This window comes from Sphingopyxis sp. (assembly GCF_034380315.1).
Classification (GTDB): domain Bacteria; phylum Pseudomonadota; class Alphaproteobacteria; order Sphingomonadales; family Sphingomonadaceae; genus Sphingopyxis.
In genome coordinates this window covers 133,336-152,890 of the sequence record NZ_JAXMPB010000003.1, presented here as the reverse complement: position 1 = coordinate 152,890, position 19,555 = coordinate 133,336, and the positions used below count along the sequence as shown (strand labels likewise).

Here is a 19,555-nt window from a genome sequence, read left to right as displayed (position 1 = left end):
GGCGGATGCCTCGACCCGCCGTCGTCATATTATTATGATTCTTTGTGTGCTTCTTGTTATTTCCGTCGTAGCGGCCCGGCCCTTATCATGACAAGCTTGCGCGGACAGCCCGTTTCGTGACATCGAGGTTACAGGCCGGTTGCAGCAGGTCAACAGCTAGGCCGTTAACCCGCGCATATGGATATATAACCCGAATGAATGGGGTGCTCCGCCGTTCTGGCGGCAGCATGGATAGCCTGCAGTTATAGGGCATCGCCTACTTGTTATGGCTACCCGGTGCCAACGGGCGATACAGTCGGCGGCGTCAACGTCAATAACATCTTGCGGAGGGATCCTGTTGATCGAGCGCCGTGCTTTCCTTCTCGCCTCGGTTGCCTTTGTTACAATACCGGGCACCCTTTCTGCAACGCCGAGAATCAAGGGGCTGACCCACCGGTTGCGCCTGTCGGGCGCGCGGGCGCCGATCGAGATCGTCGAGGATGAACTGGGCGTTCCGCACGTTCGCGCCGCGTCGATCCACGACGCCTTTTTCGGGCAGGGCTATCTGGTCGCGCGCGACCGCCTGTTCCAGATCGATATCGAGCATCGCCGCGACATGGGCCGGATGGCAGAGGCTTTCGGGCCGCGATTCGTTGCCGCCGACCGGGCGGCGCGGCTGTTCCATTATCGCGGCGATATCGACGCCGAACTGGCCGCCTTGCCCGCCGACGTGCTGGACTGCGCGCGCGGCTATGTCGCGGGGGTGAACGCCCGGATCGCCGAGCTGGAGGATGATCCGGCGCGTCTGCCGCCCGAATATCGCATCCTGGGGATCCGCCCGCTGCGCTGGGACGTTCGCGACCTCGTACAAAAACGCGGGATCGGCATGGGCGACGCCGATGACGAGGTGCGCCGGGCCCAGCTTCAGGCACGCGGCCTGCTCGACGCCGATCAGCTGATGATGCCGCTGCGCCCTGCCTGGTCCTTTACGGTTCCCGAAGGGCTCGATTGCGCGGAGGTGGACGAGAGCGATCTGGGCGTTCTCGATCCCGCGAACCGGCCGGTGGATTTCGATGCCATAGAGGAGGCGCGGTTCGATCGCGAATTTTCGTCGGGCGATCGCTTCGCGCTCGGCAGCAACGCCTGGACCATCGCGGCGTCGCGCAGCGCCACCGGGCGGCCGATCCTGGCCAATGACCCGCATCTTGGTATCGGGCGGGCGAGCCCGCGGCACATGATGCACCTGTCGGCGCCGGGGCTCGACGTCATCGGCGCGGGTGCGCCGGGGCTGCCCGGCATCATGCAGGGGCATACCGACCGCTTCGCCTTTGGCCGCACCAATTTCCATATCGACCAGACCGACCTGTTCATATTGCGCACGCAAAAGGACAATCCCGACCTTTACTGGCACCGGGGCGAATGGAAGGCGTTCGAGACGTTCGAGGACGAGATACCGGTAAAGGGCGCACCCGCCGAACGGGTCACGCTGCGCTATGCCGACGGGCGTCCGATCGTGTCACAGGATGCCGCGCGCGACCGCGCGGTGGCCTTTGCCACCGTCAGCATGTTGCCGGGCGCGAACATGCGCTTCGCCATCATCGCGATCAACCTGTCCAGGGACTGGGCTTCGCTGCAACAGGCGTTCAAGCTGCACGTCTCGCCCACCAATTTCCACTATGCCGATATCGACGGCAATACGGGATGGCAGACGATCGGCTTTACCCCGCGTCGTCCCCGGCACGACGGCCTGTTTCCGGCGCCCGGCGACGGGGATTTCGACTGGACCGGGCTGTTGCCGGTTCAGGACATGCCGCATGTCTATAACCCGCCCGAAGGCTGGTTCGCGTCGGCGAACGAGATGAACCTGCCGGCCGCCTATCCCTATCGCGAACGGATCATCAGTTTCAGCTGGAGCGACCCCTTTCGATACAATCGCGTCGCAGAGGTGCTCCGCCGCCAGCCGCGCCACCGGATAGAGGACAGCATCGCGCTTCAGCACGATGTCCAGTCGCTTCCGGCGCGCGCGCTGCTCAAGCTGCTGCCGGCCAAGCTGTCGGTCGAAGCGGCGCCGGCCGCTGCTCTGCTACGTCGCTGGGATTGCGGGATAGAGGCCGACAGCGCCGCCGCGCTGCTCTACGAAATGGTGATGATCGCGCTGTCGGCGGATTTCCGCGACCGCATGGTCCCGGCGGCGGCAAAGGATCTGATCCCCACCGTCAATCTTGCCGAAATGCTGCACATCCTGGCATCGCCCGACAAGCGGCTGGGCGACGATCCGACGGCGGCGCGCGATGCGATGATCGACCGGGCGCTGGTGGCGGGTTGGAAACGCGCGCTGGTCGAGGGCGGACCCGATCCGGCGGCATGGCGCTGGGGCGACCTGCACCGCGTCTCCATCTCGCATTTCCTGTCGAGCAATCCGTCGATTGCGGCCGCTTTTCCAAAGATCGAGGGTGGCCGGTCGGGCGGCGACGGAACCACGCCGATGGCGCGCGGGTTCAACGCGCGGCGCGGTTTCAACGTGTCGCACGGGGCCAGCTATTTGTTCGTCGCCGATGTCGGTGCCTGGGACAACAGCCGCTTTCTGCTGTTGCCCGGCCAATCGGCCGACCCCGCCTCGCGCCATTATCGGGATTTCTATCCGAAATGGCTTGCCGGCGAAATGCAGCCGCTCTGGTTCAGCAAGGCGGCGGTCGAACGCCACGCGGCCGAACGGACGATCGTGGCGCCCGCCGATCCGCGGCCCTAGGGGGGGCTCCCCCGGGGCCGCTTCGGCCAGGATCCTACAGAGCTTCGGCGATGGCGACCAGCGCGCGGTCGAGCGCGGCGGTCGCCTGATCGTCGGTGCCGTCGGGCATGTCGTTCGCCAGCGCCGAAAACACCAGCGTCTTGCCGCTGCGGGTGGTGAAATAGCCCGACAGCGCGCGCGAGGCGTTGAGCGACCCGGTCTTGCCGACCAGCTTTCCTTCGAGCAGCGTCCCCTTGAACCGGCGCTGCAACGTGCCGTCGTGCCCGGCGATCGGCAGCGTGTCGCGCCACGCCGCACCCCACGGCTGCCGCGCGATCCAGGTCAGCAGGTCGACCGCGGCGCGCGGTGTGATGCGGTTATAGGTCGACATGCCCGACCCATCGGAAAAGTCATAACTGGTCACGGGCAATCCGGCCTCGGTCATCACCCGCCGCATCACCCCCTGTCCGTCGGCGATCGAACCGCTGCCCGACTGCCGCGCGACCAGGCGCAGCATCAGTTCGGAATGCAGATTCTGGCTTTCCTTGTTGATCCGGGTCATCGTTACGGACAGCGCGGGAAAGGGCAGTTCGGCCAGCATGGCGGGTTCGGCGGGAACCGTTGCGGGGGCGCCGTCGCGGTTTTCCGGGTCGTCGGCGGGGGTCAGCGGCCGATGCCGGACCGCAATGTCTCCGCCGACCTCGACGCCGCGCGCGCGCAGCAGCGCCGCCAGGCGCCAAGCGGCATAATGGGCGGGGTCGTCGATGCCATAGCGCAGCGTCAGCGGCGGCGCGTCGGCTCCGATGGTTCCGGTCAGATACAGGGTGCGGCTGTTCGGCATACGGTCGGCTGATACCGATTCTTCGGCGCCCGCGACGGTGACGACCCGGTTCTCGATCTGGTAATATCCGGACGATTGCACCGCTGGCGCGCGGCCGACCGCGGCCGGGGTCAGGCCGACGACCAGTTCATTATCGTCCAGCGACAGCGCCGATATGCCCGTGCCGTACCGCGACTGGATGTTGTTCCAGCTCATTCCCGGGCTCCAGCGTTCGTCGGGAAAGCGGCTGTCGTCGCCGATGACGTGACGCACGCGGCGCGTTTTGGCGGCCACCGCGTCGGCCAGCGTCTGCAGGCAATCGACGGTGCAGCGATCGTCGCTCGACAGCGCGGCATCGCCGCGCCCGTGCAGGACGACGTCGACGACGTTGCCGGGGGCGGTTTCCAGCCGAACGCCGGTGCCCTTCAGCATGTGGCCGGGGTTCGACAGTTCGGCAAAGGCGATCGCGGTCGTGAACATCTTGGTGTTCGATGCCGGGATGAAACGCTGGTCGGGGGCGAGCGATACCAGCGTTTCGCCATCGAGCGTCGTGACGAGAAGGCCAAGGCGCGCGCCCGGCGGGCTGTCCGCCAGATGCCGTTCGACCGCGCTCGACAGCGCGCTGCCCTGCGGCGTTGCCGGGGCCTCGGCATGGGCGGCGCTCAGGGCCAGCGACAGGGCAAAGGCGGCGGAAAGGGCGATGCTTTTTATCGGTGTCGTCATATCGGTGTTCATGCGTCCCATGCTGCGATGACCTGTTCGCCCACCAGCGGGCGCAGGGTCTGGATGCCGCTGTCGGCGTGGCGGGTCGGGTGGACCCGGTTGGTGAGCAATGTCCAGGCAAGCCCGCGATCGAAATCGATCCACAGGCCGGTGCCGGTAAAGCCGGTGTGGCCGATCGTGTCGGCCGAACAGGCCGCCCCGCCGTGCCACCCGGAAAAGGCGCGTTCCCAGCCGCAGGTTCGGTGCGCCTCGTTTGCGGTGCGGGCTTCGGCCATCATCGCGGCCGACAGCATCGATCCGTCGAGCATCGCGTGGGCGAAGTCCAGAACGCCGTCGGTCGTCCCGAACAATCCGGCGTGGCCCGGCGCGCCGCCCAGGGCAAAGGCATTTTCGTCATGCACCTCGCCCTTCATCACCCGGCCGCGCCAATGGCATTGCTCGGTTGCGACCGATGGGCCGGGGGGCGGCCCGAACGCCAGCCCGTCGCCGATCGGCCAGTCCGACAGGGGGGCGCCGGTGATCCGTTCGATCGCAATGCCCAGCAGGATGAAATTGATGTCGGAATAGACCGGCGGTCCATGGGGCCATACATATTGCAAGACAAAAGCGCGCAGCCGGGCCGGGTCGTCGCCATAGGTGTAAAGGGGCTCGACCGCGGGCAGGAAGGTGCGGTGCATCAGGCAGTCGCGAAAGGTCAGCCTGCGCTCGGCCGCGCCCGCGACATCATATTGGCGCAGGTCCGGTATGGCGTCGGTCAGCGGCCGGTCGATGTCGATCCGTCCCTGTTCGGCGAGCTTCAGGATCATCGTCGTGGTCGCGATGACCTTGCTCAGCGAGGCGAGGTCGAACCAATGGTCGTGGGTCAGCGCCTCGGGTTCGGGGACGACCGCGGCCATGCCGGCAAAGCGGATCGCGCGGCGTCCGTCGGCGCTGACCACGCCCAGCGCGGCGGCGGGGATGCGCCCGCTCTCGACCGCCGCGCGCGCGGGCGCAAATCCCTGTTCGCAGATCGTGTCGATCGTCATGCCGGCACGCGCGCCTTCACGCGGACGATCAGCGGCAGCAGAAAGATGGCGGCAAAGCTCAACGCACCCGACAACAGGAAAAAGCCGTCATAGCCGATCGCGGTCTGCATCGACCCCGACGCCCCGGCGAGCAGGCGCGGCAACAGAAAGGCAAAACCCGACAGCAGGGCATATTGGGCGCCCGGATAATTGGGGCTGACCAGCATCGACAGATAGACGACAAAGACCGCTCCGGCATATCCGTTGCCGAACTGATCCACCGCGACCGATGTATAAAGGACGAAGGGCGATGGGTCGCTGTGCCACAGCCAGATATAGATCCAGTTGCCCGCCGCCGCCGTCACCGCGCCGATCGCCAGCGTCCAGCCTAGCGACATGCGTGTCGACAGCCATCCGCCCAGTGCGACGCCCGCCATGCTGGCCGACAGCGCGACGACGCCGTCGGCGACGCCGATCTGTTCAAGGCTGTATCCGGCTTCGTTCCACAACGGGTGCGACAGCGTCAGCGTCAGCACGTCGCCCATGCGATAGAGAGAGACGAAGGCCAGCACCGCCAGCATCGCATAGCCATAGCGCCAGAACAGCTCGACATAGGGGGCGGCAAAGGCCGAAATATTGGCGTGGGCCCCGGCGGGCAGGCGGTTGATCCGGGGCAGCGCCAGCGCCAGCGCGGCAAAGGGCAACAGCGCGACGCCAAGGACGATGGGGGTCACATTGGTCTTGGCCGACAGGCCCGCGCCTTGCGCCGCCGACAGCAGCGCGGCACCGGCCAGCGCGGTGATCAGCGCTACCGCCGACAGGATCGCAAGGCTTGCGGCTATGCCGGTCGCCAGCGCGCGGCCGCGACCGCGCGTGCCCATTTGCTCGGGGCGCATGGCGGCCAGCAGGGGAAAGGGGGCAAAGGCGGCAAGGGCGATGACCAGATAGGCGACCGTCCAGTCGGCCCAGGCGGCGACCAGAATCGCGCCGCTGCCCGCCGCGACCATCGCGCTGCGATACCCCCACAGATTGGCCGCGACGATCGGCGCCTGTTCGGCCTGGGTGGGCGCCAGTTCGATGCGCCAGCCATCGGCCGCCACCTCCAGCGTCGTCGTCCAGAAGGCCAGCAGGATCGCGAACAGGGCGGTCAGCGGCAGGCTCTCGTCGTTCGAGGTAAAGGCCATTGCGACCATCGACAGGAAAATGCCGAGCTGCGACAGCATGATCCACCCGCGACGCCGCCCCCAGAATCGCGCGAAACCGGGGACGTCATATCGCTCGACCAGCGGCGCCCACGCGAATTTGAACGTCGGCAACAGGGCGATCCAGGCAAAGAAACCGATAATAACGATATCAACACCATGCCGCGACAGCCGGAGCGTCAGGACCGCGTTGAACATGTAAAAGGGCAGCCCGGCGGCAAAGCCCAGAAGCAGGTAGAGGCCGAGCAACCGGCGCCGCGAGGGCTGTGCCGCTGGTGCGCCCTGATCGGAGGGCGAAGCGCCCGCGCCCGGCGCGCCCGCCGCATCGATGGCGGAGGCGGTCACGCGCCGGTCTCCGGGGCGATCGCGCTTCCCCGCGACATGTGAACAGCGGCTCCGCCGCGAAACACCGCTCTCATCGACCCATTCGCCCCGATCTTGTTCGTATCGACCCCAAGCGCGTGATCCTGTGCAAGCCGGAACCGCGCGTCAAGATGCCCCGGATCGCCCCTATAACCGCCAGCTATAGGCCTCATCCATAAATGAAAGCGCGTCGGCCTTCGTCTTCACCCATGATGCGCAATCTTCCGTTGAGAGGCATGTCATGATTGCCAGCCCATATCTTCTGTATCTTGGTCATGTGAATGATGAAGTCGGGATCAAGACGTCGCGCGGCCTTGCCGTGTTCCGGCCCGATGCGTGCGTCGGCGAATTTCGATACGACGATTGCGAACTGACGCTCGGGCTGCCGTGCATGGACTTTGCCGAGGCGGTGGCCGCGGGTGCGAAAACCCTGATCCTCGGCATCGCCAATGCGGGCGGCAAGCTTGGCGACGACCTCGTCCGCGATGCGGTGTCCGCGATCGAGGCGGGGCTCGATATCGCCTCGGGGCTGCACAACCGGCTCCGCGACGAACCGGCGCTGGTTGCGGCGGCGGCGCGGCACGGGCGCACCCTCCACGATGTTCGCGATCCGCGACCCGACATTCCGATCGGAAACGGAAAGCCGCGCGCGGGAAAACGCCTGCTGACGGTCGGCACCGATTGTTCGGTGGGCAAGATGTATGCGACGCTCTGCCTGGAAAAGGGGATGCGCGCGCGCGGCATGACGGCCGATTTCCGGGCGACCGGACAGACCGGCATCCTGATCGCGGGCGGCGGCGTACCGCTCGATGCGGTCATCGCCGATTTCATCTCGGGCGCGATCGAACAGATTTCGCCGGCACGCGACGATGACGGCTGGGATCTGATCGAAGGACAGGGATCGCTGTTTCACCCGTCCTTTGCGGGGGTGTCCACCGGACTGCTCCATGGGGCCCAGCCCGATGCCCTGCTGCTGTGCCATGATCCCATGCGCCAGCATATGCGCGGGCTGCCGCATTATACGCCGCCGGGGCTGCGGGAGACGCTCGATGCCAATCTCGGCGTTGCGCGGCTGACCAATCCGCGCGTGCAGGCGGTGGGCGTGGCGCTGAACACCTCCAAGATGTCGGCGGCCGACGCGGCGCGGCTGTGCGCCGAAACGTCCGACGCGCTGGGATTGCCCTGTACCGACCCCTATGCCCATGGGGTCGACCCCATCATCGACAGGATCAAGGAATGCTTCGAACCCTCGTCGCGCGAGCCGACGCTTTCGCACTAGCCCGCCCGTTTCGCATATCGCGCGGCGTAAAGACGGTGGCGGACGTGATCACCGTCGAAATTGCCGCCGACGGCGCGATCGGGCGCGGGGAGGGGGTTCCCTATCCCCGCTACGGAGAGACGATCGCGGGCGCGCTCGACCAGATCGCGCTGGCGCGGGACGCCGTCGCCGCTGGTGCGACCCGCGACGAGCTTTTGGCCGTCATGCCCGCCGGCGCTGCGCGCAATGCCGTCGATTGCGCGCTATGGGATCTGGAAACGAAGCTTTCGGGGCACAGCGTCACCGACCGGCTGGGAATGCCCGCCATCGGCGCGACGCCGACCGCGATGACGGTCGGGCTCGATACGCTGCCGGCAATGGCGGCGGCGGCGCGCGCGCTGGCCGATGTTCCGCTGATCAAGATCAAGGTCGATCGCACCGACCCCGCCCAACAGATACGGGTGGTGCGCGCGGTCGCGCCCAACCCGCGGATTATCGTCGATCCGAACGAAAGCTGGACGATGGCGGAGGTCGAAGCGTTGCAGCCGCTGCTCGCCGAACTGCGGGTCGACCTTCTCGAGCAACCCTTGCCTGCGGACGCCGATGACGGGCTCGATGGGTTTCGCCCGCTGGTTCCGATTGCGGCCGATGAATCGGCGCATGTGGCGGGCGATGTCGGCGTGCTGGCGGGAAAATATCAGGTCATCAATATCAAGCTCGACAAGACCGGCGGACTGACCGGGGCGCTCGCGCTTGCCGATGCCGCCGCGGCCGCCGGGCTTGGCGTCATGACGGGCAGCATGATCTCGACCTCGCTATCGATCGCGCCGGCGCTGGTCATCGCGGCCCGGTCGGCCTTCGTCGATCTGGACGGCCCCTTGTGGCTTGCGGCCGACCGCGATGGCGGGGTACGCGGAACCGACGGCGTTCTCGAACCGCCGTCGCCGGGTTTCTGGGGGACTGTTTGACGCGGCGAAAGCGGCGATGGATTGGGGGGTGTTCATGGACGACGGCGGGACGATTGCGGCTGGCGAAAGGGGCGCATAAATTGTCTTGCCGCGCGATGGCACGGCGGCCACGATGTCGCCAATGAACCTGCGCCATATCGAGATATTCTATGCCGTCTATACGAACGGCTCGGTCAGCGCGGCGGCCCGCTCGCTGAACATTTCCCAGCCGTCGGTATCCAAGACGCTCCGCCACGCCGAGGCGATATTGGGCATTCCCCTGTTTGAACGCGCGAACGGCCGACTTGTCGCGACCGACGATGCCCATATCCTGTTCGCCGAAGTCAGCGATATTCAGGATCGCGTTCACGCCTTTCGCGAAGGCGCGCGCAATCTGCGACGCGGCAGCGGCATGATGCTGCGCGTGTCGGCGCTGCCCTCGCTGGCGCTCGGGGTGCTGCCCGAAGCGGTGGCCCGCTTCCTGCGCGACCACCCCAATATGAATTTCGACCTTCAGACGGTCCATCATGACGATCTGGTGCGCAAGCTGCACGAGCGCGAAACCGATGTCGCCATCGCGGTAGAGGTGCCGCAGAATGCGCCGATCGGCAGCCGCTGGCTGGGCGAGGGCGAGCTTGTCGTCCTGTACCGCGAAGCCGATATTCCCGATGCCCCGCCGCGGCTCGCGCTCGGCGACCTGCGCGAACATCGCTTCATCAGCGTCGCGGCCAGCGGCCCCATCGGCCAGATGTTCGTCGAGGAACAGCGGCGCCTAGGTCTGGAGTTCGATCATGCGATGTCGGCGCGCACCTTTTACATCGCGACCGCGCTGGTGCGCGCGGGGGTCGGGTTGACCGTGGTGGACAGCTTTACCGCACAGGCGGCGCTGGCGCCGGGGCTGGCGATCCGTCCGCTGACCCCGCCGCTCGCCTTCGATCTTTATGCCATGTATCTGCACAATCGCCCGCCGACTGCGCTTGCGACCGATTTCCTGAAGGTCGTCGCGCAGATCATCGACGATATCTGACCCTCTGATCCGGCCCGGCCGCCCGGAAAAATCCGCTATCCTTTGCGTGAAATGTGCCGGAGCGGGACAGGCCCTTCCATGTCATCCAGCTACATTTTCCAAGGGTTTTCGCCCCTATCAAAGGCGAATGTGGCATGTTAGGGCGGTCGGATGAACCGAATAGTCAACAAGCTCAACGCGATGTGGAAAGAGCGCCGCCTGCATGCCGCGGCGAAAAAGGTGTTGGATACACCGCCGCTTGAGCCCTCCGACGACGGACTGATCCTGTTCTCGATGATCGGGACGCGCGTGCTGCTGCCTTATCTCGTCGCGGTGAAATCGCTCCATGCCCGGTTGCAGCGTGGCCGTATCGTGATCCTCGACGATGGAACGCTGACCGATCGCGATCGTGCGATCCTGGCGGCGCATCTCGGCCATCCGCGCATCATCGCCATCGCCGACGTCGATACCGGACCATGCCCGCGCGGCGGGACGTGGGAACGGCTGCTGACGCTGCTCGACCTGCGGGCCGACGATTATGTGATCCAGCTCGATTCCGATACGGTGACGTTGGGCGACGTATCGGAAATCGCCGCCGCAATCGCGGCGAACCGCAGCTTCACCTTGCGCGGCGATGCCGTGGCGCGGATCATGCCGTTCGACGAAATGGCCAGCATGACCGACGATGCCGCCTTCCTGTTCAACCCCGCGGCGCATGTCCAGGGGGCGATTGAATCGGGACTGGACCGCGTGCCGATGCCGATGCTCGATCCGCCGCTCTATGTGCGCGGCTGTTCGGGGTTCGCGGGCTTTGCGCGCGGCGCTGGCGGCCGGACGCTCGCCGAAAGCTTTTCGCGCGGCGCCGCCGAGCTTCTCGGCGCCGAACGCTGGGCGCGATGGGGCAGCGAGCAGGTGACGTCGAACATGGTCGTCGCGAACGAACCCGACGCGCTCTTGCTTCCCTATGACCGCTATCTCAATTTCTGGGACGAAGGCGTGCCGCAGGGGGCGGCTTTCGTCCATTTCATCGGCACTTATCGGTTCAGCGGCCATACCTATATCGACGCGACCCGCCGGGCCGTGCGGTCGCTCAGCGCGCGCTGATCGACGAAGCGGTCAGGCGGCTTCGCCGCGGCGGCCGCGTATCATGCGGATGAGGTCGTTTGCCGTCTCGCGGGCGAACAGGAACAGCCACAGGCAATAGATGGGCGCCCCCGTGCCGACCAACAGGATGAGCCGCCCGAGCGGCGGCAGCGCGGGCAGCATCCGGTCGACGAACAGGACGACCAGCGCCATCGCGGCGGCGGCGATGATCGGCGGGGCCACCGCGCGGACAAAGGCTTCGGCCTTGAGCCCGATCACCGGCAGCGAGCGGGCGGCGGCGAGGATAAGGAGCAGGGGATAGGCGATGATCCAGGCCCAGGCGATCCCGCTGATGCCCCACTGGGCGCCGATCAGAAAGGCGACGGGCATCAGAATCGCGCCGACGATCGCATTGCTCGATGCGATGCCCGGACGGCCCAGCGCATCGGTCGCGGGCTGCAACAGGGTGAAAAGCGTCCAGAACGGCATCGCCAGCGCGAGCGGCAGCAGCAATGGCACGATGTCGCGCCATTTTTCGCCGAGCAGGGTCAGGACCAGCGGCTCCGCAACGGCGGCCAGGCCAAGGAAAAAGGGCATCGCCGCGACCATGATCGCGCGTGCCGATCGCGCAAAGGCCTGCGCCAGCGCCGCGCGGTCGTCCTGCATGCGCGAATAGGCGGCAAAGGCGACCTCGTTCAGCAGCGGCACGACCTTGTTGTTGAAGATCTGGGTCAGCAACAGCGCGGTCGTGTAAAGGCCGACCAGATGGGCATCGAACCAGCGTCCAGCGACCAGAATGTCGGACTGGGTCTGGATGAAGGCGAAAATCTGCCCCACCGCGATCAACCCGCCATAGCGGGCGATGGTGCCGATGCCGCGAAAATCGAAACTGGGCCACATCCAGCTTCGCGCCGCGATGGTCAGTCCCAGGGCGCGGCTGGCGAACATTGCGATCGGGGCCCATACCAGCGCCCACACGCCCCATCCGGCGAGCGCGCCGCCCAGCGCGACCCCTGCGCCGACCAGCGCCGAGAGCAGGTTGACCTGGGCCTGTCGGGGAAATTCCAGCGAGCGGGCCAGCTTGGCATAAGCGAGCGAGGAAAAGGGAATGGTCAGATAGATCAGCGCCTGAACGCGCAGAAGGTCGGCGACCATCGGTTCGCGGTAATAGGCAGCGGCAAGCGGCGCGCAGGCGATCTGGGCCAGTGCCAGCGCGCCGTTGAGCAGCAGCAGCAGCCCGAAAATCTGGCGCATCTCGCGCGGTCCGATATCGTCGCGCTGGATGGCCGCGCTGGCCAGGCCGTGGCCGTTCAGCATGGTGAACAGCATCAGCATCACCTGGGTCAGGGCGAACAGCCCATAATCCTCTGGCGTCAATATGCGGATGACCAGAAAGGTCGATGCCCATGCGATGACCTGGCCGGCGATCTGCGATCCCGAACGCCAGATCACGGCGCGCCGTATGCGCTGGCCAAAGTCCGACGATTGCGCTGCCGTCGCGGGCGCCGGTCGCATGTCAGGATCGTCGGGGAGTGTCTGGCCTTCCATGACCGGGCCCTAGCATAGATTGGTTGGAAAAGGGTTGCGCGGCATCACGGCGCGGCCGCCTGATCGGTGGGGGGCGGCCGGGCGATGTCGCCGCGGCGCACCGCGACCCAGTGCGGCGCGCGCCCCAGCCGCGCATTGAACAGCGCGTTGAAACTGTTCGGGTCGGCGCTGTCGGCGTCGAGCGCATGGCCATAGGTCGCGCGCACCGATGCCGGATCATATCCCATCGCATCCAGCAGGGTCGGAAAGATGCGATACTGGCTCGACCGGTCGAAGTGGCGTTTGGCCGCCGCGTCCCAGCGTCCCGGTGCGTCGATGATCACCAGCGGGACCGCGCCTTCCTCGCTGGCCGGCGCGGCGCTGCAGTGGGTGGTCGTGCCCGCGTCGCCGCGTTCGTGCAAATTCTGGCCATGGTCGGAGGTATAGATGACGAGCGCGCCGTCGAGGCGGGCGTGTGCGAACAGGCGGTCGAAAAACCCGCCGACGGTCCAGCCGACGGTGTTGCGATAGGCGTTGCGATACAGTCGCCAGCTCTCGGCCCCGCTATACAGATTTTCGGGCAATTGCATTTCGGTGACGTTCGCCGACCGGTTGCGGGGCAGGGCGGGGCGATAGGCCATCGCCGCATCGGGATATTTGTCGGCGACCGGGAAATGCGCCCCCATCTTGTTGATCAGGATGAACTCGCGCCGGTCGTTGTTCAGCGCCGCCGCCAGCGCGGTCGCCGCCGCCATGTCGCGATCGACGACCGGTGTGTCGTCGAACTGGATGAAATTGTCGATGCTGCGTCTTTCGCGGTCGTCCATACCGTTCTGATAGGCGCCGCCGGTACGCTGCGCGTCGATATACAGCGTCGCATAGCCCGCCTTCTTCGCATAGGCGAAGATCGAGGGCATGACGGCGTTGATATGCTGATAGGCGTCACGGGTGCCGCCGTGGCGCAGCGTCATATTGCTGCCGAAACTGCAATGGGTAATCGATGCCGACAGGCCGAAATTGGCGATCGACACGTCGCGGGGCGCTGCGGTCAGGCCCGATCGCACGCCGTCGGGGTCGTTGATGTCGAGATAGCGGCCCGCGATGCTTTCGTCGATGATCAGCACGATGTCGCGATAGGCGGCGGGGCGTGTTCGCGCGATGGCGACCGGCTGGCGCGACAGCGCGGGCAGGGTTGCGGCCTCATAGGCGAACAGCGCCGAATAGGCGCTGCCCACCCACGCATTGGGAAGGCCGCGTCCGCCTTCGCCACCGCGTGCGAAAAGCAGCAGCGACAAAAGCAACAGCCCGGCCATCGGGGCAAGGATCGTCACCGCGCCGGGAAGGCGGGGCCTCGTCCCGGGCCTGATTCCGATCCCCAGCAACAGCGGCAGGGTCCCGGCCAGGGTCCAGCCGATCGCGGCGCCATATTGCCGCAGGGCATCGTCGGCGAACCCCACCGACAGCATCATGGTGACAAAGGCGTCATAGCTCATGACGTCGGCGCTCGCCGTCTGATAGCTGCCGACGACCATCGCGCCGCCGGACAGGATCAGTGCCCAGCCCCACCGCAGCGCCGATGGACGGATGAACGCGCTTCCCCACAGCGCAAGGGCAAGCAGCGCGTACAGGCCGAAAAAGAGGATCAGCGGCGGCGTCAGGCCCAGCATCGCAATGCGGTCGCCGATCGCGGGCAGGTCAAGGATCAGCGCGACCCCGACCAGCGCGCTTTTGATCAGCATGCGGGGATCGCCCGCGCGCGCGATCCGGCGCATCAGGGTTGCGGAAAAATTCACCATCGCACGGCGATAGCGCGAGTTCGTTGAAAAAGGGTGTTTTCCTGTTGGCCGGACGCGGCACGGCGTTGGCCGCGATGGCTCAGCGTCGTTTCTGCATGGGCGGCGCGCGCCGTTCGCCCCGGCGTTTCACAGCCTTTGGTCACAGCCTCCGGTGCATGACCAGCGCGTCGACGTCGCCGCGCTGGGGGTGGGCAAAGGCGCCGGGAAGGCGGCCCACGATGGAAAAGCCCATGGCTTCCCACAGGCGGACCGCGCGTTCGTTGGTCGATACGACGAAATTGAACTGCATCGCGCGAAAGCCCCGGTCGCGGGCGACGGCCAGCGAATGGTCGCACATCGCCCGGGCCACGCCGCGCCCGGATGCCGCGGCTGCGGTCATATAGCCGCAGTTGCAGACATGGGCGCCGCCGCCTGCCTGGTTGGCGCGGATATAATAGGTGCCCAATATGGCCCCGTCGTCTTCGGCGACGAAGCTTTCCTTGTCGGGGGCCAGCCAATAGGACAGCGCCTCCGCCTCGCTCATGTCGCGATCGAGCGTATAGGTTTCGCCCGCGCGGATAACGGGGGCGATGATCGACCAGATGGCCGAACGATCTTCGGCGGTTGCGCGGCGAATCAGCATGGCAATCATCCTACTCCGATCGTTCCTCTTCGCAATAAGTGTGCGGAATTCCGTGCATTATCACCCGAATCGGATGGAAGATGTCCCGGATTCTCATGGGTCTCAGCCTTACGTAGCGGAAAAACAACGCGGAATGGCTGCGCTTGGAGATGTTATAACAGGAGTGAAAACGCCAAATCCGAAGATTATCCAGAATTTTGATGAAATCGGGAATAATTCACTGCTTTCCAGCGAAAATAGAACGCACCTTCGGCGGGGGCGATGTTAGCATCATAATATTCCAAAATAGGGGCAAATCTTAAAAAGAGGGGATCGCTGAATGTCTATCGGTGGAATATCTGTGCGTGGTGTGGCCGGGGCAACCCGCGTGTCGCTGTTGGCGTCGGCCATGGCCGTGGTGGGCGTGGTGCCGGCCCATGCGCAGGACGCGCCGCAGAGCGAGGAAACCGCACAGGCGACCGGCGGCGAGATCGTCGTGACGGCGCTGAAGCGCGGAACCCGCCTTCAGGATACGCCGCTGGCCATTTCGGCGGTCACGGGTGACGCGCTCGAACGCGCCGGCACCACCAGCTTTACCGAACTGACCTCCGATACGCCCAGCCTGCGGATCGTCGACAATGGCCCCGGCAACCGCCGCGTCATCCTGCGCGGCGTGGTCGGGTCGGGCGAGCCCACCGTCGGCGTCTATTATGACGAATCGCCGGTGTCGGGTTCGGTCGGTACGACCAGCGACGCGGCGGGCAGCACTCCCGATTTCCGCGTATTCGATGTCGAACGCGCCGAAGTTCTGCGCGGCCCACAGGGTACGCTCTACGGATCGGGGTCGATGGGCGGCACCGTGCGCATCATCTATGAAAAGCCGAAGACCGACGAACTCGAAGGTGCGGGAAGCGTCAATCTGTCGGCGGTGAAGGGGGGCAGCCCCGGCGCGTCGGTCGACGCGATGGTCAACCTGCCGATCGCGACCGACAAGCTCGCGCTGCGCGTCGTCGGCTCGTACCAGCAGTTCGCGGGCTATATCGACAACAGCTTCTACGGCACCAAGAATATCAACGACGGCTATTCGTACGGCGGCCGCGCGCTGCTTCGTTTCACCCCGACCGAGGATCTGACGATCGATCTCGGCGCCTATTATACGAAGGTCGCGACCGATTCCTCGCGCTGGTTCTTCGAAACCGGCCGGCGTCACACGACCAATGCCCGCGCGGAATCGGGAAATTACGACAAGAACCGTATCTACAGCGGGACGCTGCGCTATGATTTCGGCCCGGTCGCGCTGACCGCGGTATCGACCTATTTCGACCGCGACCGCATCGTCGTCGGCGACGTCAGCGACACGTTCAACGGCCGTGCGACCTCGGCGGGCTGCTCGCGCTATCTGCTGCGCAACACGGCGGCCACCTGCACCGCCGATCAGCTGGCATCCTATCTCACGCTGACCAACACTATTCTCTATTCCAGCCTTTATCAGCCGCAGAGCGTCAAGAACTGGTCGAACGAAATCCGGTTCAGCTCGACCGACGGCGGGCCGTTCAACTGGACGGTCGGCGGCTATATGGAAGATCGCAAGTCGAGCGTGCGATCGACGCTGCTGGCGGCCAATCCCCAGTCGGGCGAACTGCTGCCCTTCGTCGACGAGAATATCTATTACGACCGCACGATCCGCGACCATCTGAAGCAAAAGGCGCTGTTTGCCGAGCTGTCCTACGAATTCTTCGAAAAACTGACGGCGACGGTTGGCACGCGCTGGTATGAATATGACAAGACCGTCGGCGGCGTCGTCGAAAAGGGCCAGATCCATTATGCGTCGGTGCCAACCTCCTATACCGAGGCGCGGTCGAAGGAGAATGGCTTCGTCTTCAAATTCAACCTGGCCTATGAATTCAGCCGCGATTTCATGATCTATGCCCAGGCGGCCGAGGGCTTTCGTCCCGGCGGGGTCAACCAGGTCATCGGTCTGCCCGCCGCGATGGCGGGGTACAGCGCCGACAGCCTGTGGAACTATGAAATCGGGATGAAGAGCCAGCCGGTCCGGGGCGTCTATTTCAACCTGACGGGATATCAGATCGACTGGACGAACATGCAGGTGTCGGCGCGCACGTCGGGCACCGGATCGGTGTTCGGGCTGATATCGAACGTCGGTGCGGCGCGCATCAAGGGTGTCGAGGCCGAACTCAACGCGACGCCGCTGCCCGGTCTCTCGCTGATCGCCAATGTCGGCTATACCGATGCGAAACTGTCGGAAGATCAGGTCAGCACGATCGTCGTCGCGGCCGGGCGCAAGGGCGACCGGCTGCCGTTCGTGCCGAAATGGAACCTCAGCGCGTCGGCCGAATATATGTGGCCGCTCAGCGACAGTCTGGAGGCGCTGGCACGGATCGACGGCAGCTATGTCGGCTCGTCCTATTCGACCCTCGCCGCGACCGACGCTTTCCGCCGCAAGGTCGACAGCTACGGGCTGGTCAACGCCCGGTTCGGCGTCCAGGCCCCCGACGGCAACTGGTCGGCGCATCTCTATGTGAACAATATATTCGATGCGCTGGCGATCACCACCAAATCGAGCAGCTCGAACAATGGTGGCCTGACGATCACCCACGGCGCACCGCCGCGGACGATCGGCATCAATCTGACCAAGCGTTTCCGCTGATCACACGGCGGAGCGGGGGGCGGCGCGGCAATCGTTGCCCGCCCCCGCGCGCACGGCGCTGCGGCGCCGACAGCATGGATTCAAGCATTCCCAGCAGGAGGTCGTCATGAAGGGTTTGGGGTTGGCCGCGCGGCGCGGTCTGTTGGCCGGTTCGGCAGCATTTTTGTTTTTGGTGGGGCCGGCTTCCGGGCAGGCGCCCACGGAGGCCGCGGCCCAGGCGGTAAAGCCGCGGGCGGGCGCGGTTCCGGCGCCGGCGCGTCAGCCGGGCGAAGGGGCGGGCCCCTTCCGCAAGATGGTCATTCGCGGCGTCACGCTGATCGACGGCAGCGGCGCGCCGCCGCGCGGTCCGGTCGATGTGGTGGTCGAGAATAATATCATCACCGCGATCGAGGCGGCGGGCACCCCCGGCCTGCCGCTGGTCGCCGGCCGGGCTCCGCGCGATTTCGACTATGAACTCGATGCGACGGGGCTGTTCATGCTGCCCGGCTTCGTCGACATGCATGTTCACGGATCGAGCGACGACAAGGCCCCCGACCTCAGCTATTCGTACAAGCTGTGGCTGGCGCATGGCGTGACGACCGTGCGCGGCGTCGATCTGGCGCCCTTTGAAATCGCGCTCAGCGAGCGGGCGCGGTCGGCGCGCAACGAGATCGTCGCGCCGCGCATCTTTTCCTATCACCGGCCGGGACAGGGGCGCGGCTGGAACGGCGCCCTCACCAACACGCCCGAAAAGGCGCGCGAATGGGTGCGCTGGGCGACCAAGGCCGGGATCGACGGGGTCAAGCTGACCGCCGACGCCAACCAGCCGCCAGAGGTGCTGGAGGCGATCTTCGACGAAGCGGCCAGGCAGAATATCGGCACCGTCGCGCATCTGTCGCAGATCGGCGTCGCGCGCATGGACGCGCGCCATGCCGGAACGGCGGGGCTCGGCACCGTCACCCATTTCTATGGCCATATGGAATCGCTGCTCAAGAACGGGCCGGTTCAGGACTGGGATCCGTCCTATAATTACATGGACGAACAGCATCGCTTCGCCGATGTCGCCAACCTGTACCGCGAAAGTTTTGAGCCCGGCACCGACGAATGGAAAGCCTATCTGGAAAGCCAGAAGGCGAACGGCGTCACCTTTGACCCGACCATGACGATCTATGCCGCCTCGCGCGATCTGATGCACGCGCGCAACGCCGACTGGCACGCGCGCTACACCATGCCGCAGCTTTGGAGCTTCTTTCAGTCATCGCGCGAAAATCACGGCTCCTATTTTTTCGACTGGACGACGGAAAAAGAGGTGCGCTGGCGGAATTTCTACAAGAAATTCATGGCATTGCTGAATGATTACAAGAATATGGGCGGGCGGGTGACGACGGGGTCCGATTCGGGCTTCATCTTCAAAACCTATGGTTTCGGCTATGTCGAGGAACTGGAGATGCTGCAGGAAGCGGGCTTCAATCCATCGCAGGTGGTACAGGCCGCGACGCTCAACGGTGCGCTGACGCTGTACGAACCCAAGGGCATCGTCGCGCCGCCGATCGGCACCGTGCGCGTGGGCAAGCTCGCCGACATGGTGCTGGTCAAGGAAAACCCGCTCCAGAATTTCAAGACGCTCTACGGCACCGGCGCGCTGCGCCTCAACGAACAGACGCAACGGCTGGAGCGCGTCGGCGGGGTCAGCTACACGATCAAGGACGGCATCGTCTATGACGCGAAAAAGCTGCTCGCCGATGTCGCAGAGATGGTGAAGGCGGAAAAACGTCGGATGGGGCTGCCCGAGGAAGGGGTTCCCTTGCCCTGAACCGATGGGGCGGTGCCGTGTCGGCGGTGCCGTCCTTTTCCAAAGGCAATCGAACGGG

Annotated in this window: 13 protein-coding genes; 7 read left to right on the top strand and 6 right to left on the bottom strand. The window is 65.5% G+C overall.

The genetic code is table 11. From position 1 onward, the window contains the following. The first annotated feature begins 337 nt into the window (after positions 1–337). Positions 338–2,728: a penicillin acylase family protein gene (locus U0S50_RS06720; RefSeq protein ID WP_322307998.1), complete on the top strand. Its 2,391-nt coding sequence runs from the start codon at positions 338–340 to the stop codon at positions 2,726–2,728. Positions 2,729–2,762: 34 nt separating this feature from the next. Here U0S50_RS06720 and dacB read toward each other — a convergent pair whose 3' ends face one another. From dacB to U0S50_RS06705, 3 genes are read right to left on the bottom strand one after another with little or no spacing between them, the layout of a single operon-like run. Beyond that, the gene (gene dacB / locus U0S50_RS06715; protein WP_322307997.1) at positions 2,763–4,262 is read right to left on the bottom strand and encodes a D-alanyl-D-alanine carboxypeptidase/D-alanyl-D-alanine-endopeptidase; all 1,500 of its coding nucleotides are present in this window, start codon (positions 4,260–4,262) and stop codon (positions 2,763–2,765) included. After that, positions 4,259–5,275, bottom strand: a complete 1,017-nt coding sequence (locus tag U0S50_RS06710; RefSeq protein ID WP_322307996.1) for a serine hydrolase — start codon at positions 5,273–5,275, stop codon at positions 4,259–4,261. The genes dacB and U0S50_RS06710 overlap by 4 nt, the downstream gene beginning before the upstream one ends. Next, positions 5,272–6,801 (bottom strand): permease, encoded by a 1,530-nt coding sequence (locus tag U0S50_RS06705; protein ID WP_322307995.1) that lies wholly within the window; start codon positions 6,799–6,801, stop codon positions 5,272–5,274. Before U0S50_RS06705 ends, U0S50_RS06710 begins: the two co-directional genes overlap by 4 nt. Positions 6,802–7,060: 259 nt before the next feature. On the opposite strand from U0S50_RS06705, the gene dgcN reads away from it, so the two are divergent. From dgcN to U0S50_RS06685, 4 genes are all read left to right on the top strand, one after another. Next, positions 7,061–8,098 (top strand): N-acetyltransferase DgcN, encoded by a 1,038-nt coding sequence (gene dgcN, locus U0S50_RS06700; RefSeq protein WP_322307994.1) that lies wholly within the window; start codon positions 7,061–7,063, stop codon positions 8,096–8,098. Further along, positions 8,056–9,045, top strand: coding sequence for an N-acetyl-D-Glu racemase DgcA (gene dgcA, locus U0S50_RS06695; protein ID WP_322307993.1), 990 nt, complete (start codon positions 8,056–8,058; stop codon positions 9,043–9,045). Before dgcN ends, dgcA begins: the two co-directional genes overlap by 43 nt. Positions 9,046–9,166: 121 nt before the next feature. After that, on the top strand, positions 9,167–10,051 hold the full coding sequence (locus tag U0S50_RS06690; protein WP_416194971.1) for a LysR family transcriptional regulator: 885 nt from the start codon (positions 9,167–9,169) through the stop codon (positions 10,049–10,051). 150 nt (positions 10,052–10,201) lie between these two features. After that, a complete protein-coding gene (locus U0S50_RS06685) occupies positions 10,202–11,134 on the top strand; it encodes a glycosyltransferase family A protein (RefSeq protein WP_322307991.1) in 933 nt (310 codons plus the stop codon). A 12-nt stretch (positions 11,135–11,146) separates the two neighbouring features. Here the strand turns inward: U0S50_RS06685 and U0S50_RS06680 are convergent, their stop codons facing one another. The 3 genes from U0S50_RS06680 to U0S50_RS06670 all read right to left on the bottom strand — a co-directional run bounded on the left by U0S50_RS06680 (position 11,147) and on the right by U0S50_RS06670 (position 15,058). Further along, positions 11,147–12,661, bottom strand: a complete 1,515-nt coding sequence (locus U0S50_RS06680; protein ID WP_322307990.1) for a lipopolysaccharide biosynthesis protein — start codon at positions 12,659–12,661, stop codon at positions 11,147–11,149. 44 nt (positions 12,662–12,705) lie between these two features. Continuing rightward, positions 12,706–14,379, bottom strand: a complete 1,674-nt coding sequence (locus tag U0S50_RS06675; RefSeq protein WP_322307989.1) for a sulfatase-like hydrolase/transferase — start codon at positions 14,377–14,379, stop codon at positions 12,706–12,708. A 196-nt stretch (positions 14,380–14,575) separates the two neighbouring features. Further along, complete coding sequence (locus tag U0S50_RS06670; protein ID WP_322307988.1) at positions 14,576–15,058, bottom strand: N-acetyltransferase; 483 nt, start codon at positions 15,056–15,058, stop codon at positions 14,576–14,578. A 319-nt stretch (positions 15,059–15,377) separates the two neighbouring features. Between U0S50_RS06670 and U0S50_RS06665 the strand changes: the two genes are divergently transcribed. Next, positions 15,378–17,705, top strand: coding sequence for a TonB-dependent receptor (locus U0S50_RS06665; protein WP_322307987.1), 2,328 nt, complete (start codon positions 15,378–15,380; stop codon positions 17,703–17,705). 106 nt (positions 17,706–17,811) lie between these two features. Next, positions 17,812–19,497, top strand: a complete 1,686-nt coding sequence (locus U0S50_RS06660) for an amidohydrolase family protein (RefSeq protein WP_322307986.1) — start codon at positions 17,812–17,814, stop codon at positions 19,495–19,497. Positions 19,498–19,555 lie beyond the last annotated feature (58 nt).